General features: G+C 63.5%; 12 protein-coding genes and 1 pseudogene. 7 read left to right on the forward strand and 6 right to left on the reverse strand.

Annotated features, from left to right (window positions below):
• Positions 1–4: 4 nt before the first annotated feature.
• The 5 genes from D2T30_RS20535 to D2T30_RS20555 all read right to left on the reverse strand — a co-directional run bounded on the left by D2T30_RS20535 (position 5) and on the right by D2T30_RS20555 (position 4,689).
• A complete protein-coding gene (locus D2T30_RS20535) occupies positions 5–997 on the reverse strand; it encodes a 4-hydroxyproline epimerase (protein WP_206613035.1) in 993 nt (330 codons plus the stop codon).
• Positions 991–1,845, reverse strand: a complete 855-nt coding sequence (locus D2T30_RS20540) for an ABC transporter permease (protein ID WP_128210346.1) — start codon at positions 1,843–1,845, stop codon at positions 991–993. The genes D2T30_RS20535 and D2T30_RS20540 overlap by 7 nt, the downstream gene beginning before the upstream one ends.
• Entirely contained in the window at positions 1,845–2,684 is an 840-nt protein-coding gene (locus D2T30_RS20545; RefSeq protein WP_206613032.1) for an ABC transporter permease, read from the reverse strand. Before D2T30_RS20545 ends, D2T30_RS20540 begins: the two co-directional genes overlap by 1 nt.
• On the reverse strand, positions 2,677–3,762 hold the full coding sequence (locus tag D2T30_RS20550; protein ID WP_128210348.1) for a quaternary amine ABC transporter ATP-binding protein: 1,086 nt from the start codon (positions 3,760–3,762) through the stop codon (positions 2,677–2,679). The genes D2T30_RS20545 and D2T30_RS20550 overlap by 8 nt, the downstream gene beginning before the upstream one ends.
• A 78-nt stretch (positions 3,763–3,840) precedes the next feature.
• Positions 3,841–4,689, reverse strand: coding sequence for a glycine betaine ABC transporter substrate-binding protein (locus D2T30_RS20555; RefSeq protein WP_128210349.1), 849 nt, complete (start codon positions 4,687–4,689; stop codon positions 3,841–3,843).
• 571 nt (positions 4,690–5,260) lie between these two features.
• Here D2T30_RS20555 and D2T30_RS20560 point away from each other — a divergent pair.
• From D2T30_RS20560 to D2T30_RS20585, 6 genes are all read left to right on the forward strand, one after another.
• The gene (locus D2T30_RS20560) at positions 5,261–6,178 is read left to right on the forward strand and encodes a dihydrodipicolinate synthase family protein (protein ID WP_128187425.1); all 918 of its coding nucleotides are present in this window, start codon (positions 5,261–5,263) and stop codon (positions 6,176–6,178) included.
• Positions 6,179–6,181: 3 nt separating this feature from the next.
• On the forward strand, positions 6,182–7,690 hold the full coding sequence (locus D2T30_RS20565; RefSeq protein ID WP_128187427.1) for an aldehyde dehydrogenase: 1,509 nt from the start codon (positions 6,182–6,184) through the stop codon (positions 7,688–7,690).
• A 74-nt stretch (positions 7,691–7,764) separates the two neighbouring features.
• Complete coding sequence (locus D2T30_RS20570) at positions 7,765–9,117, forward strand: NAD(P)/FAD-dependent oxidoreductase (RefSeq protein WP_128187429.1); 1,353 nt, start codon at positions 7,765–7,767, stop codon at positions 9,115–9,117.
• Complete coding sequence (locus tag D2T30_RS20575; protein WP_206613033.1) at positions 9,114–10,130, forward strand: LysR substrate-binding domain-containing protein; 1,017 nt, start codon at positions 9,114–9,116, stop codon at positions 10,128–10,130. The genes D2T30_RS20570 and D2T30_RS20575 overlap by 4 nt, the downstream gene beginning before the upstream one ends.
• A gap of 35 nt (positions 10,131–10,165) precedes the next feature.
• A complete protein-coding gene (locus tag D2T30_RS20580; protein ID WP_128210350.1) occupies positions 10,166–11,098 on the forward strand; it encodes a GlxA family transcriptional regulator in 933 nt (310 codons plus the stop codon).
• A gap of 369 nt (positions 11,099–11,467) precedes the next feature.
• Positions 11,468–12,403 (forward strand): LysR substrate-binding domain-containing protein, encoded by a 936-nt coding sequence (locus D2T30_RS20585; protein WP_128187433.1) that lies wholly within the window; start codon positions 11,468–11,470, stop codon positions 12,401–12,403.
• A gap of 225 nt (positions 12,404–12,628) precedes the next feature.
• Here D2T30_RS20585 and tnpC read toward each other — a convergent pair.
• A pseudogene (gene tnpC / locus D2T30_RS20590) lies at positions 12,629–14,254 on the reverse strand (IS66 family transposase).
• 507 nt (positions 14,255–14,761) lie between these two features.
• Here tnpC and D2T30_RS20595 point away from each other — a divergent pair.
• Entirely contained in the window at positions 14,762–16,675 is a 1,914-nt protein-coding gene (locus tag D2T30_RS20595; RefSeq protein ID WP_206613034.1) for a recombinase family protein, read from the forward strand.
• Positions 16,676–16,791 lie beyond the last annotated feature (116 nt).

Consider the following 16,791-nt stretch of genomic DNA (forward strand, 5'->3'; position numbering starts at 1 on the left):
GCCGTCAGGCAATCTGGAATCCGTGGCGAAGCGGATCGCGGTCATCGACAAAGATCGTGTTGTGCCCGGTGATCCGCGCCCAAGCCCCGAGGCTCGGCCGGATGCCCGCGAATGGGCCGATGCGGACCGCCTCCTCGATCCGGCCTTCGAAGATCGTGCCGATCGGGCTTTCGTTGCGCCACGACGCGCCGACGGCCAGACGCCCCCTGCCGTGAAGCTGCGCCATCCGGGCGAAGGTTCCGGTGCCGCCCGGCGAACGGTCGATCGCCCTGTCGCCATAGAAGACCGCACCGCGGCCATCCCCGCCCGCGCGCGGCGCATCGCACCAGATCACGTGATGCAGGCCGCGGATGTCGGGGTTTTCGGGGTGGACCGGCTCGACCACGCCCTGCAATGCGCAGAGCAGCCTCTGACTGAGGGACACGGTTTCCGCCGCGCCGGACAGGCCCGGCCAATGCGCCTGCGGCTCCACCACCGCGTAGAAATTGCCGCCATAGGCGATATCGACGCTGAGGGGGCCAAGCCCCTCGACCTCGGCCACCACGTCGCGCGCATGCAGATAGCTCGGCACGTTGAACAGCCGGACGGAGGCGACCCTGTCGCCCTCCATCTCATAGCGGACATCGACCCGGCCCGCCGGTGTTTCCAGCGACAGTATCCCCGGAACGCGGGGCGTCACCAACCCCTCCTCGATCAGCACGGTCGACAGGCCGATGGTGCCCGCGCCGCACATGGGCAGGCAGCCGCTGACCTCGATGAACAGCACGGCGACGTCGCAATCCTCGCGCCAGGGCGGATAGAAGATCGCGCCCGACATGATGTCATGGCCGCGCGGCTCGAACATCAGGGCGGTGCGGATCCAGTCATGGTCGCGCAGGAACAGCGCCCGCCGGTCCGCGATGGGCAGATGCGGCAGGATCGGCCCGCCGCCCGCGACGACGCGGACCGGGTTGCCGCAGGCATGGGAGTCGATGCAGAAGAAGGTCTTCCTCATGATTTGCCACCCTTGTCGCGACCCTGTTGCAAGATACCGCGCGACAGCCGGTCCATCAGCAGGGCGACGGCGACGATGGCCAGTCCCGCCCGCAGGCCCAGCCCCATCTCCATCCGGGTCAGGCCGCGCGTCACCTCGGCCCCCAGTCCGCCGGCCCCGACCAGACCGGCCAGAACCACCATCGCCAGCGACAGCAGGATGCACTGGTTTAGGCCCACCAGCAGCGTCGGCATGGCGGTCGGGATCTCGATCCTGAACAGCACCGCACGGGGCGAGGCGCCGATCGCCGCCCCCAGTTCCCTGAACGCGACGGGCACCTGACGGAAGGCCAGCGTGGTCAGCCGCAGCATCGGCGGGATGCCGTAGATGATCGTCGCCATGATCGCCGGCACCCGGCCGAGGCCGAAGATCATCACCGCCGGGATCAGATAGACCCACGGCGGCACCGTCTGCATAATGTCGAGGACCGGACGCAGGACCGCCTCGACCTTCGGCCGGCGCGCGGCGAGAACGCCGAGCGGGAAAGCGATGGCGACCGACAGGATCACCGCGACGGTGACCAGCGCGATGGCCTGCATCGTCTCGCGCCACAGCCCCATCAGCAGCACGAAGCCAAGACAGGCGGCGATCAGGACCGCCAGCCGCCAGCCGATCAGGAAGAACACCGCCAGCGCCGCGATGGCGATCACCGCCGGCGCGGGCAGGACGAGCAGGACGAATTCAAGGGCCGACAGCGCCGCCTCGACCCCCCGGCCGATCGCCGCGAAGACCCCGTGGAAATGCGCGTTCAGCCAGTCGACAGCCGGCGCCAGCGCCCGGCCGGGCGAGATTTGCAGAAAGGACAGATCCATCACGCCTTCTCCTTCGGCGGCACGAGCCCTTGGGTGATGCGGTCGATGATCATCGTCAGGATGACGATGGCGATGGCCGCGTCGATCGACTTCGCGATGTCGAGCGTGCGGATCGCGTCATAGATCGTCTTGCCAAGACCGCCCGAGCCGACGATCCCCGCGATCACCACCATGCCGAAGGCCATCATCAGCCCCTGATTGATGCCCGCCATGATCGACGGCAGGGCGAAAGGCAGGCGGATCTTCGTGAACATCTGCCAGCCGTTGACGCCGCTTGCCTCGCCGAGTTCGCGAAAGGCCTCGGGCGTCTGCCGGATGCCAAGGGCGGTCAGCCGGATCACCGGCGGCATGGCGACGATCACCGTGGCGACCAGCGCCGTCGCCGTCCCGTAGCCCAGCAGCGCGATGGCCGGCAGCAGGTAGATATAGGGCGGCAGCGTCTGCACGAGGTCCAGCACCGGCTCGATCAGCCGGTCGAGCCCGGTCGTATAGCCCACGAGAACCCCAAGCGGCAGCGCAAGCGCCAGCGTGATCAGCATCGCGCTGATCACCAGCGCGAGCGTGTCCATCGTCTCGGGCCAGAGCCCGGTCGCCCAGCACAGCCCAAGGCCGAGGGCCGCCAGCGCGCCGAACCCGCGCCCGACGAGCCACCAGCCAAGCGCCCCGCCGATCAGCGCGATTGTCCAGGCGGGCGGCCAGCCGACGCCATCGAGGACAAGGCGATAGAACCCGTCCAGCACGACCCGCGCGCCGTCGAACAGGAAATCCGCATTGTCGCTCAGCCAGAACAGCGCATCATCGACCGTGTTGTCGAACCCTTCGACAAAGCCGTCAGCCATGATCGCCTCCCTGCGCCGCGGGCGCTTCGCGCAGGCTCAGCAGCAGGTTCCGCATCGTGATCACGCCGACGGCCTGCCCCTGATCGACCACCGCCACCGCACCCTGCGCGGCCTCGGTGATCTGGCCGATCAGGGCGGCGACATCGGCATCGGGCGCGGCTGCCGGCAGGGTGTCGAGCGCGATATCCGGATGCTGGTGCCGGAACTCGGCCACCGGGATCATCACCGAATGCGCCTTGACCAGATGCACACGCGAAATCCCCGCGACGAAATCCGCCACATATTGATCGGCCGGGTTCAGGATGATCTCTTCCGCCGTGCCGGTCTGGATGATGGCGCCGTCCTTCATGATCGCGATGCGGTCGCCGATGCGGATCGCCTCATCGAGATCATGGGTGATGAACACCGCCGACTTGCCAAGCTCCTTGGTCAGCTGCCGGAATTCATCCTGCAATTGCCGCCGGATCAGCGGATCGAGCGCCGAGAAGGGCTCGTCCATCAGGATGATCTCAGGATCCGAGGTCAGCGCGCGCGCAAGGCCCACCCGCTGCTGCATCCCGCCCGACAGCTCGGACGGATAGCGATCGAGCCATTCCGAAAGCCCGACCTTCGCCAGCGAGGCCCTTGCCGCGGCGTTGCGTTCCGCGCGTGGGACGCCCTGCACCTCCAGCCCGAAGCCCGCATTCTCCAGCACCGTCCGGTTCGGCAGCAGGGCGACCGACTGGAACACCATGCCGATGTGACGGGCGCGCATCTCGCGCAGGCGCGCGGTGTCGAGGCGGGACAGATCCTCACCCTTGACCAGAACCTTGCCGAGGCTCGGGTCGATCAGCCGGTTCAGCATGCGGATCAGCGTGGACTTGCCGGACCCCGACAACCCCATGATGCAGAAGATCTCGCCCCGCCGGACCTGAAGCGAGGCGCCGGACACGCCGACCACGCAATTGAACTGTTGCAGCACATCCGCCTTCGTCGCGCCGCGTTCGGACACGGCGCGAATCGCGGCCTCGGTCTTGTCGCCGAAGATCTTCCACAGCGACTGGCAATCGACGAGCACCTCGGCTCTGGATTCGTTCATATGTTGACGCTCCCCGTCACGGCCTTGCGCAACGACAACGCCCGCCCGGATCCGGGCGGGCGCGATCGTGCCGGCCGGTTATTGTTTGATGTTCTCCCAGCGGGAAATCAGATCGCCATGCGCGGCGATCCAGTCCGCAACCGCCTGATCCATCGTCTTGCCGTCGCTGACCTCGCTGTTGATCGCGGTGATGTCGGCAAGCGGCAGGTAGACGCTGGCGATGGCTTCGCGCGCCTCGGGATCGGCCTCGGAAAAGCCCTTCTGCCCGATCCAGTAATAGGTCTGCGGCGGCGGGAAGACGCCCTTCGGATCGTCAAGGAAGCGCAGGTTGAACTTCTGCATCATCCAGGACGGCTGCCAGACGGTGACGGCGATCCATTCCTTGCGGTCGACCGCGGATTTCAGCGCGGCGGTCATCGCGGCGGTGCTGCCCTCGACCAGTTGCGGCTTCAGATCGTATTCCTTGACCGCCTCGGCCGCATCCCGCATCAGGCCCGAACCCGGCTCGATGCCGATGATCTTGCCGCCGAACTTGTCCGCGTTGTCGTTGAGCTGCTCGATCGAGGTGATCCCGACGTAATCCGGCACCGCGATCGCCTGATAAAGACCATGCGACACGGGCGAGATCTTTTCCAGACGGCGCTTGTTCTTGTCCCAGTAGTCATGCGCGGCATAGTCGGTCTGCGAGGTCAGCAGTTGAATGTCGCCCTTGGCCAAGGCCGCATAGGCGATCCCCCATTCCGAGAAGGACGTGACCTCGACCGTGTAGCCCTTGTCTTCCAGCACCTTTTTCGTGACCCCGGTGATCGGGGTCAGGTCTTCCCAGGACAGCGTGCCCATCTTGATGGTCTTGTCCGCGGCATAGCCGGGGATCGCGGTCATCGCGACCATCGCGGCCGCGCAGAGTGTCTTCCAGATGGCTTTCATTTTTATGTCTCCCTGTGGTTTGAGCCAGTTCTTGTGCGCGCAAGGACCAAGATCCGGCATGGAGGAAAGCCGTGACCAAAGGCGAGTGGTGTTTCCGTAAGCTGATCTTCTCGGATAAGCTTAATCTTTTCCGGCCAGAGCAGCAGAAGTCACCCTTCCTCAGGATATCCCGGACCATACGCTTGGAATTTCCCGGGTTTTCACGGCGTTCAGCACCGGATTCGGCCACGGAACAGCGCATAATCTGGATGGCTAGCAAGGGAAATTGGATATGTATTGGATATTTACGACATTAAACTAAAATAATTGCGACATGCCTTCAGAAAGACCTTGGCCGCATCAATATTCATCTCGATGAAAATAGGGGATGGTGTCTTTTTAGAGCATAATAATATTTTACTTATGTAAGTGCGATGAAAATTCTCGTTTGCAATGGGGCGGAATTTGGCCTGAACATCTGCCGATCCGCCGACCGCCCCGATCATGGACGGCCCCGGAAAAGGCAAGACCTGCCCCGCCCCGGCAGCCTTCCGGCCTGCTGATCTGAAATTTCGCTAGTGGTGATGCGACGATGACATTCCGACTGACGCTTGAGGGAATTTACACGCCCCTCGTCACGCCCCTGAAGGACGATGGCGGTTTCGACCTCGACCGGCTCGCCGATCTGGTGGAGCATTTGATTGACAAGGGCGTGCATGGCCTGATTTCCGGCGGTTCGACCGGCGAGAACTATGCCCAGACGGTCGAGGAACGGCTTGCGCTCGCCCGGTTCGTGACCGAGCGGGTCAAGGGCCGGCTGCCGGTCATCGTCGGCACCGGCGCGATGCGCACGCCCGACAGCATCGCCCTTGCGCAAGGCGCGCGCGAGATGGGTGCGGATGCGCTGCTGCTGGGCACGCCGCCCTATTCCGTACCGACCGAGCGTGAAAACGCGCTCAACGCGCTGGCCATCGACCGCGCGGCCGATCTGCCGATCATCCTGTATAACTATCCCGGCCGGATGGGCGTCTCGATGGGGGAGGATTTCCTCAACCGCGTCAGCCGCTCGCGCAATGTCATCGGGATCAAGGAAAGCTCGGGCGACATCAACCGCGTCCACCTGCTCGCGCGCGACTATCCGCATATCCAGATGTCCTGCGGCATGGACGATCAGGCGCTGGAATTCTTTGCCTGGGGCGCGCGGAGCTGGATCTGCGCGGGCTCGAACTTCCTGCCCGAGGAACATGTCTACCTTTATGAAACCTGCGTGCTGAACGGCGATTTCGCCAAGGGCCGCGGGATCATGTCGGCGATGATGCCGCTGATGCGGGTGCTGGAACAGGGCGGCAAGTTCATCCAGTGCGTCAAGCACGGCACGACCCTGGCCGGCATCCCCACCGGCCCGATGCGCCCGCCGCTCAAGGGCCTGAACAAGGACGAGAAACGCGAGCTGCAACAGGTCATCGCGGTTCTGAAAACCACCATCGCAGCGATCAAGGCAGGGAACTGAGCCATGACGGACCTTCTCACCCGCGAAGAATACGAGGCGCTGGCCGCATCGCTCAGCTTCCCCGCGAATGCCTTCATCGACGGCGGCTTCCGTCCGGCGAAATCCGGCAAGACCTTCCCCACGACCAATCCGGCGACGGGGGCGAAGCTCGCCGATGTCGCCGCCTGCGGGCCGGAGGACGTGGATTTCGCCGTCGCCAAGGCGCGCGACGCCTTTGAAGACGGGCGCTGGTCGCGGCTCGCCCCCGGCGCGCGCAAGGAGGCGCTGGTGCGCCTTGCCAAACTGGTCGATCGCAACCGCCACGAACTGGCCGTGATGGAAAGCCTCGACAGTGGCAAGCCGATCTACGATTGCGCGACGGTCGACATTCCCGAAACGGTCAACACGCTGAAATGGCACGCCGAGCTGATCGACAAGATCTACGATCAGGTGGCGCCTGCCTCGGACGATCACATAGCGCTTGTGGTGCGCGAGCCGGTGGGGGTCGTCGGGCTGGTCGTGCCGTGGAACTTCCCGCTGCTTATGATGGCGTGGAAGATCGGCCCGGCGCTGGCCGCCGGCTGCTCGGTCGTGCTCAAGCCCGCCGCGGAAACCTCGCTCACCGCGCTGCGTCTGGCGGAGCTGGCGATGGAGGCGGGCCTGCCCGCGGGTGTGCTGAACGTCGTCACCGGATCCGGGGTCGAGGCGGGTGAACCGCTTGGCCGCCACCCGGACGTGGACATGGTGTCCTTCACCGGCTCGACCGTGACGGGGCGGCGCTTCCTGTATTATTCGGCGGAATCGAACCTGAAGGAAGTCGTGCTGGAGATGGGCGGCAAGAATCCCTGCATCGTACTCGACGATGCCGAGGATCTGGACGCGGTGGCCGCCCATGTCGTCAACGGCGCCTTCTGGAACATGGGCGAGAACTGCTCGGCCGCGTCGCGGCTGATCGTGCAGAAGGGGATCAAGGCGCGGCTTTTGCAAAAGATCGCCGAACATGCGCGCGAATGGAACGTGGGCGATCCGCTGGATCCCGCGGTGCGGATCGGCGCGCTGGTGTCGAAGACGCATTTCGACAAGGTGGCGGGCTACCTTGAGGCCGCGCAGGACGGCACCATCGTCATCGGCGGCAAGGCGCTGAACGGCACCCATGTCGAGCCGACGGTCGTCGAGGTCGCGGGCAACGACCACCGGCTGGCGCGCGAAGAGATCTTTGGCCCGATCCTCGCCGTGATCGAGGTTGCCAGCTTCGACGAGGCGATCCGCATCGCCAATGACACGGATTACGGTCTGGCCGCCTCGATCTTCACCGCGAACGGCAAGCGGGCGCTGCGCGGCGCGCGGATGCTGCGGGCGGGCACGGTGACGGTCAACAGCTTTGGCGAGGGCGACATCTCGACCCCGTTCGGCGGCTACAAGCAGTCGGGCTTCGGCGGGCGCGACAATTCGATCCACGCGCATGACCAGTATACCCAGCTCAAGACGATCTGGCTGGATCTTTCCGACGACGCGGATACCGCCATCGACTGACCCCTGTCGGCCCGATGGGCCGTCCTCTGGCCGGAGGCGCCCCGCCTCCGGCCCCTTTGATGCCGAGATCCCCGATGCCCAGACCCGGTTCCTTCCGCGCCGTCCGCCTTCCCCGCCTCGCAGGTCCCGCGGCGTGGGACAGCATCCTTGGCCCGCGCCCCGCCGCGCCGCCGCCCGAAGGAACCCGACGCGCGGATTTCGTCGTCATCGGCGGCGGCTTCGCGGGGCTGTCCGCCGCGCGGCGGCTGTTGCAGCTGGCGCCCGAGGCGAAGATCGCGGTGCTGGATGCGGGCCAGATCGGGCAAGGCTCGGCCGGGCGCAACTCGGGCTTCATGATCGACCTGCCGCATGAACTGACGTCCGAGGATTATGCCGGCGCGGATACCGGATCCGACCGCACGCTGATCGCGCTGAACCGGCAGGCCATCGCCTTCGCCGCCGAGGCGGTGCAGGAATACGCCATTCCCGCCGGCTATTTCCGCCGCGACGGCAAGGTGAACGGCGCGGCAAGCCGCCATGCCGACGCGCAGAACACCGCCTACGCCAAACACCTCGCCCTGATCCAGGAACGGTATGAGGTGCTTGACGCCAAGGCGATGCGCGACCTGACGGGATCCGCCTATTACCGCTCGGGCCTCTATACGCCGGGCACGGTGATGATCCAGCCAGCGGGCTATATCCGCGGCCTTCTGGCCGGGCTGTCGCGCCGGGTGGCGGTCCACGAAGACACGCCGGTCACCGATCTGATCCGCTGCGATCACGGCTGGCAGGTGGTGACGCCGCAGGGCCGGATCGACGCGGGGACGGTGATCCTTGCGAACAACGGACATCTCGAAAGCTTCGGTTTCGCGCGCAGGCGGCTGATGCACATCTTCCTCTTCGCCTGCATGACCGAAGAGCTTTCGCCCGACGCCCTGCGGCGCACCGGCGGCGCCGACTGCTGGGGGATCACCCCGTCGGACCCGATGGGCACGACGATGCGGCGGATCTCGACCGCACAGGGCGGCAACCGGATCATCACCCGGACGATGGCGAAGTTCCTGCCCCACATGGTCACTTCGGGCTGCCAGATGCGCCGCGCCATGACGATGATGCGGGCCAAATTCGACGCGCGCTATCCGCAGCTTGCGGATGTCAGGATGGAATTCGGCTGGAGCGGGCATCTGTGCCTGACGCAGAACAACAGCTCCGTCGCGGGGCGGCTGGATGAGGACCTTTTCGCCGCCTGCGTCTGCAACGGGCTCGGCACCACGCGCAGCACGCTGACCGGCATCGCCGCCGCCGAAGCCGCGCTTGGGCACGACAGCGCGATCACCCGGTTCTTCGCCGCGCAACACCTGCCCGCGCGATTGCCGCCCGCCCCCCTTGCACAGATCGGGGCAAACCTGTTCATTCGATGGAAGGAATGGCGTGCGCGCAAGGAGTGACGGATATCGGCGATCGAGCGGACAAGAATGGGTCTTCGGATCGGGATTCCCGACCAGTCTATCGGCTGCCCAAGCGGAGAAATATGCCTTCGTTGGGTGCTTTCGCGACCTTCGAGGTGGCCGCGAAGCATCTGAGCTTCACCCAAGCGGCGAGTGAGCTCAACGTGACGCAGGCGGCCATCAGTCAACAGATTCGGGGCTTGGAAAAGGCGCTTGATCGGCGGCTCTTCCTGCGCAAATACAACGGCATGGAACTGACCTTTGAAGGCCAGATGTTGCTCGAGGCGGTGACGCAGGGGCTCGACCGGCTGAGCGAGGCGATCTTCCGCATCGGCCAGAGTGGCGGTAGCCAGACCCTCACCATCGCGGGCACCTATGCGGGCGTGTCGAATTTCATCAAACCGATCGCCGATGATTTTCGCCGCACCAATCCCGATGTGGGATTCACTCTGCTCGCCTCGGACGAGAATGACCGGCTGCAGGATTTCGACGAGGTCGATCTCGCGGTGATCTGCGGCCATGGCCGCTCCGAGATCGGTCCGAATCTGATAGCGCTGTTTCCAGAGGTGGTAGAGCCGGTTTGTTCGCCAGCCTATCTGGCGGCACATGGTCCTTTCGTCTCGCCCACCGATCTTGCACACGCCGACCTGATGGAGTTACACCGGATGCATTGGAGTTCCGACGCGATCGCATGGTATCCGCTGACCTGGCGCGACTGGTTCCGCAAGCATGCACCCGAAGTCGATGAGATCCCGCAGGATTTTGTCTCGAACAGCTACGGCCTTCTGGTCGATGCGGCCGAGGAGGGCCAGGGCGTCATCCTTGGCTTCCGCCATCTGGTGCATCAGGCAGTGACCGAAGGGCGGCTGGTGCGGATATTCGACCGGCCCCTCAACGCAGGGCGGACTTACTACCTCAAGATCAATCCACGCACTGGCAAACATCCAAATGTCCGCGCCTTCGTCACCTATCTGCTTGATGCCATCGAGGACATCCCGATGCTGAAACGCTGAGCATAGTGCGGTTCCCGGCGCGCGGGGGGAATGCGATGATATCTTCATGGTCATCCCTGCGTTTCGGGATTCTGCCACTCGAGGATTTCGAACTGGCCGCTTTGGCTGCGTTCATGGATGCGTTGCGCTTCGCGGGCGGAGCGGCTGATACCCGCTGCGCCTGGAATATTCTTTCATTGGACATGGAGCCTATACGGGCGGACAGCGGCATAGCCATTCAGCCCGATGCACCTCTATCCGATCCATCCCAGATCGACTATCTCGTTGTGATCGGCGGAGCCTCTCCCCCGGACAGGCCGATCCCGGAGGATGTCACTCGTCTACTTCGTTCCGCGGCGGAAGGCGCTACCCGCGTTATCGCTTTGCGCTCCGGTGTGTTCGCCCTCGCGGAGGCGGGGCTGCTCGATGGCTGCGGATGCAGTGTCGAGCTGGCTCTGCATATGGATTTCCGCGAAAGATTTCCGCGTACTATTCCGTTGCCGGACGCCTTCGTAATTGACGGATGCAGCCTGACCTGCGCGGAGAACCGAGGTGTTAGCGATTTGGCGGCACATGTTGCCTCTGCACACCACGGCAGAACTGGCCTCCGGGAGACCTCGACGCCATTGAGTTCAAGCGCGCAGGATCCACTCGTGGTTGCGGCTCTGCTCTGGATGGGGCAAAACCTCGAAATCGCGCAGACGATTGAGGACCTCGCCCGGGATATGCGCGTTAGTCGCCGCAAGCTGGAGCGTCATTTTCGCGCCGACATCGGGAAATCTCCTCAGAAGGCCTATATGTCGCTCCGGCTTGCAAAGGCGAAGCGCCTCCTGAGGACGACGGACGAGTCGATCAGCGAGATCGCCCTGTCCTGCGGGTTTTGCGATGCCTCGCATCTCGTCCGGTTGATGAAAGGTAATCTCGGCATGACTCCCGCGCAGATCAGGAAAGTGATGGATACTCGCGATGACGAGGCGTCTGCCCCCTAGCTGTCTGGTTGCGACATGTCCGGCGCCGTCGGCTTGTAAAGAGGATTGGCGAGAGGGGGCATAAGGCCGATCCGTTCCTCTACCTTCTGGCGAGGTGAACTGCCCTGGAGCAGGCGCTGTCGTCGTCGATTGTAGGCATGACTGCAGCCGGTCATCACGATAGAGGAGGTCGACGTTAGCGTTCCTAGTGGTTTGCGATCCGATGCTAGTCAGGCCTGCATGTTATGGCAGGTCTGTCGATGCCTGTATCCGGATCGTGGTTGGTCGAGCTTCCGGCCGATATTCTTGCAAGCCGGCACAGCGCTTCGTTGATCGCCGTCTGGCAAACACCTACTGTTGATGATGGAATAGCAAAGGAACCTCAGTAGGATGAGACCCGTTCGCCGCAGATATCTGCCATCGCTGGGTGCACTGGCCACCTTTGAGGTCGCCGCCAAGCATTTGAGCTTCACGCTTGCGGCCAAGGAGCTGAACATCACCCAAGGTGCAGTCAGCCAGCAGATCAGGTTGCTGGAAAAAGCTTTGGAGGTAGAGCTTTTCATCCGCAAGCACAATGCACTGGAATTGACAGTTGCAGGGCGCGGCCTGCTTGGGGCCGTTGTCGCCGGACTTGACATGATCAGTGCTGGAGTAGGCTTACTGCAACCCACTGCCGACCCGCAGACTATCACGATTTCTGCAACGGATGCTCTTGCGACATATTGGTTGAAGCCCCTCATCGACAGTTTTCGCGCCACTCAGCCGCAGATCGAGTTCGTCGTGCTCGCTTCGGATGAGGATGCTGCGCTTAGCAGTTACGATGACGTCGACATCGCCCTCTTGTGCGGCAACGAACGTAGCGATGTCGGGGAGGAATTGCATTTCATGTTTCATGAGGTCGCGCAGCCGGTCTGCACCCCGGAGTATCTTGCGGCACATGGGCCATTTACCACCCCCGAAATGTTCAACGACGCCACACTTCTTCATTTGCACGAGCGACACTGGAGTGCGAGTTCTATCCAGTGGCATCCGCTCGGATGGCAGGAATGGTTTCATGCGCAGGGTGTCCGCGGGCAGAGAGGGTCCTCGAGCTTTACCACCAATAAGGTTCCGCTTCTCATGGAGGCGGCGCTCAGAGGTGAAGGTGTCATGATGGGAATTCACAATCTGGTGCGGAACCATGTTGAAGCAGGTGCGCTGGTATACGCACACCCCGCCTCGATTACCGCTGGTCGCGCAAACTTCATGAAATGCAACTCCCTTACCCGCAAACGGCCGGCGGTCTCTGGATTTATCGACTATTTACTGCGGGCTCTGCGTGGCTGAACCAAGGTGTGCGGTTCCCTCGCAGGTATATACCCCCGAAAATATAGCATGGGTCCCAAATACAGTGTCCGACCCCATCAGCCAAACTAATCCGTAACTCAGCCAATTGAGCTGCTTCCCGCTTCGTGGACAGTTGAACCGCTCCGGGTTTGCCGGCAACTGTATTCAGGCTGGTTGAACCTCCCTGAAGCAGGTTCCGGCGTAAGCATCCGGCGTAGGCCCCGGTCATGCAGCGAGTTTGCATTCCGTTGGCTGCCAGTTCCACGGCAGAAGGCCCGGGGCCCGTGAAGCCGTTGTGTTGGGGAGCCGGGCGAGGACGTCGGCGAGCCAAGCCAGCGGGTCAATGTCGTTCATCTTGGCGGTGACGATCAGGGAATACATGAAGGCGGCGCGGTCGCCGCCGCGCTCGGATCCGGCGAAGAGCCAGGACTTCCGTCCCAGTGCGACACCGCGCAGCGCCCGCTCCGCTGCGTTATTCGTCAGGCAGACCCTGCCGTCGTCGAGGAACCGGGTGAAGGCAGGCCAGCGCTCCGCCTTGAACATGTAGTCGATCGCCTTGGCGACCGGGTTGTGCTTCGACAGCCGGTCGCGCTCGGCGCGCAGCCAGCCCTGAAACCCCTCGATCAGAGGCCGGGACAGCTGGTGCCTGGCCGCCTGACGCTCCGCTGCCGTCAGCCCGTTGATACCGCGTTCAATGTCGAAGATCTCGTCGATCCGAGCCACCGCCTCCAGCGCAACGGGGGAGATGTCATGGGCGGGCTTGCCCTTCCGCGTATTCCCCTTGAGGTCGGCAAGCTCGAAGAACTTGCGCCGGGCATGGCTCCAACACAGAGCCCCCTCGATCGGTCCGGGGTCGCGGTCGGCGCGGTATAGATCGTTGTAGCCGCCATAGGCATCGGCTTGCAGGATGCCCTGCCATCCCGCGAGATGTCGGTTCGGGTTGGCCATTCCTCGGTCACGGGAGAAGTGGAACAGCGCAGCAGGTGGGCTGTCGCCACCGAAGGGGCGATCATCGCGGACATAGGTCCAGAGCCGCGCGGTATGGGTGCCGCCCTTCGCCAGCAACGGCACTGTCGTATCGTCGCCGTGCAGCCGCTCGGCATCGAGAACATGGGCCCTGATCAGCGCATGGATCGGCTCGAGCGCAGCAGCGCAGGCCCCGACCTAGTCGGCCAGCGTCGAGAGGCTGATCTCGATGCCTTCCTTGGCATAACGCTCGGCTTGGCGGTTCAAGGGTTGATGCTGTCCGAACTTCTCGAAGATAATCATCGCCAGCAGGTTCGGACCGGCCCAGCCACGGGGTGTGGGGTGGAACGGCGCTGGCGACTGGCTGATCTTCTCGCACTGCCGGCAGGTGAACTTCTCACGCACCGTCTGGATCACCTTCCACTGCCGGGGAATGACCTCAAGCGTCTCGGTGACATCCTCGCCCATCTTCAGAATGCGATCCGAACCGCAGCAGGAGCAGGTGGTGGGCGCTTCAATGACCACACGCTCGCGCGGCAGATGCTCCGGAAAGGGCTTGCGCGCCGGGCGGCGGCGCTCGAACCCGGTGACGGTCGTGGTCTTCGCCACCTTCTCGGCAACGATCTCGTCTTCGGTGGCCGCGGCCTCCAATTCCTCGAGTTGCAGCTCCATCTGGTCGATCAGGCGGGTGCGACGTTCCGAGCTGTGGCCGTATTGCTCTCGCCGGAGCTTGGCGATCTCGAGCCGGAGATGTTTGATCATTGCTTCCGAGGTCGAGACGACGGCCCGGGTCTGCGCCAGCTCGCTCTCGGCAGCCTCGGCGCGGGCTTCCGAGGCCGCAAGGGCGGCGCGCAATCTGGCGATCTCGGAGGCAGTATCTGACATGGACGAGACCTACCACGTGGCCCTCTAAAAGCCCATGCAAATAAGGCAGATTGCAGCGATTTACCCAGCCTTTGCAGGGCGTTGCGTCCAGCGTGGATTGCGCCAGTCGATCCCCTCCAGCGAAGGTGTTTAGGAATACCCCGTCCAGTGAGGCTGACGAATCCTTTCCCGATGCGATCATGGTCCGCGACCCGCGTCACCCGTTGTATGGGCGCTCGTTTCAGGTTGTCCGTCGAACGAGCCATCGCGGTGGTAATTTTTACCATCCTACGAGGTTGAATTCCGAGACGGTGTCACACTCCTTATCCCCGTAATAGCAACAGATTCCGCTGCGCTGTCGCCAGATCCAACCAAACTGAGCATGGACGCTTTGCTGGATCTACTAAATGTTGTAGACTTCTATGATCATGACCCTGGCACCCGAAGTTCTTTGGACGACGCTGCCGCCGACCCTTCGACGACAGATCGTCGACGACATTGCCGCAGTTCTGGCGGAGGTCTTTCGTGATGTCCGAGCTTGTCCAGTTGACGCATCTGAAGCGCAAGGCCGTCGTCTACATCCGGCAGTCGACGCCCCATCAAGTGTTGAGCAATCAGGAAAGCCTGCGGCTCCAATACGCGTTGCGCCAACGCGCTCGCGAACTCGGATGGCATGAAGCCGATATCGATGTGATCGATGCTGATCTTGGCCTGAGCGCGGCGTCGGCCGCGCATCGTGGTGGTTTCAAGGAACTTGTCGGTCGCGTCGGGCTCAGCGAAGTAGGGCTGATCCTGTCGGTTGACGTGACGCGGATCGCGCGCAACTGTTCCGATTGGTATCCTTTGCTGGACATTTGCGGGCTGCGCGGGTGTCTCATTGCTGACCGTGACGGCGTCTACGATCCTGGAAGCCCAAATGGGCGCCTGTTGCTCGGCCTCAAGGGGACCATATCCGAACTCGAGTTGCACACGATCCGTAGCCGCCTGACGGCCGGTCTGATCGCCAAGGCCACGCGTGGCGAACTTGCCGTCTCCCTGCCGGTCGGCCTGGTTCGCGACGAGAGCGGCGTGGTGCTCAAGGATCCGAACATTGCTGTCCGGGATCGGCTCAGCCTGGTGTTTCAGCTCTTTCTGAAGGTTCGGACTGTCGCGGCCGTCATGCGGATGCTGAACGACCAAGGCCTCGATTTGCCGCGCCGGGACCGACATGGCGAGTTGTGCTGGGCGCGCGCCACGGTCTCGGCTGTTTCGATGATCCTGAAGAACCCCGCCTATGCAGGCGCCTTCGTCTACGGCCGAACCCGGATGCGGGACAATATTCGCACGGATCGCACTCCGGCGAAGATCGCGCGACCGATCGACGACTGGCGGATCGTCGTCAAAGATCGCTATCCGGCCTACATCGACTGGCCGACCTATGAGAAGATCCGCAACATCGTAAGCGACAATCGGGCCGAATATATGCGCACCAAGACGAGAGGCGCCCCTCGCGATGGCGAACTTTTGCTGCACGGTATCGCCTGGTGCGCGCGGTGCGGCCACAAGATGTATGTCCGTTACAAGGGCGGCGGCGAGTATGTCTGCAACCACTTGCGCTCCCATGCGGGTTTGCCCACCTGCCAGCACATACGGGCCGCACGCGTGGACGCCGCCGTGGCCGACGCTTTCCTGACCGCGCTGGCGCCCGCCGAATTCGATGCGCTGTCGCGCGCCCGCAAAGCCCAGAGCCAGGTAGAGTTGGCGCTTCGAACGAACGCCGAACGCGAAGTCGAGCGCACACGATACGCTGCCGCTTTGGCGCAACGGCAATTCAATCGTGTCGATCCGGATAACCGTCTTGTTGCCGCGGAACTGGAACGTCGCTGGGAGACCGCGCTCATGGAGGTCCGGGCAGCCGAGGCAGCCCTCGCCGAACAGACGGCAGCGCGACCGAGCCCTCAGCGGCCCATGGGCAAGGCTCTCGAAAGCAAGGTCGTTGCCCTTGCCGGCCGTCTTCCTCAGATATGGGTCGATCCAGCCACCACGGATGCTCACCGCAAGGCATTGCTGCGCTGCCTTGTTGAGAAAGTGATCCTTGATCGCGGAGCACATGACATCACGCTCGCCCGGATCGTTTGGCGGGGCGGTGCAGTGACCGAACTCAACGTGAAGATGAGGGTGAACTCGGTGGCAAAGCTGAGCCGCGGTCAGGAGATGCATGATCGCGTGCTCGAACTCGCGCGGGCCGGGATCCCTGACGACAAGATCGCCAATATCCTGACCAGCGAGGGGCATCGCTCACCGAACAGCGCCGACACGGTATTGCCGATCACCGTTCAGCGGATCCGGTTTGCCGCAGGCATCAAGGTGGCAGTTCAGCGCACCAAATGGCGCCATGCACCAGGCATCCTCAGCGCAAACGAAGTCGCCACGACACTCGGCATCCCCGTCAACTGGCTCTGATCAGCCCCACTTGAGTGGTCCATTTTGAAAGTTAGTGGATGAGCAGCCTCAGGTCCATCGCGATGATGGCTTCCGGAGCCGGTGGTCTGTAGCCCAATGCGCTGTGTGGTCGTTTC

Source organism: Paenirhodobacter populi, from assembly GCF_004022215.1.
Classification (GTDB): domain Bacteria; phylum Pseudomonadota; class Alphaproteobacteria; order Rhodobacterales; family Rhodobacteraceae; genus Rhodobacter; species Rhodobacter populi.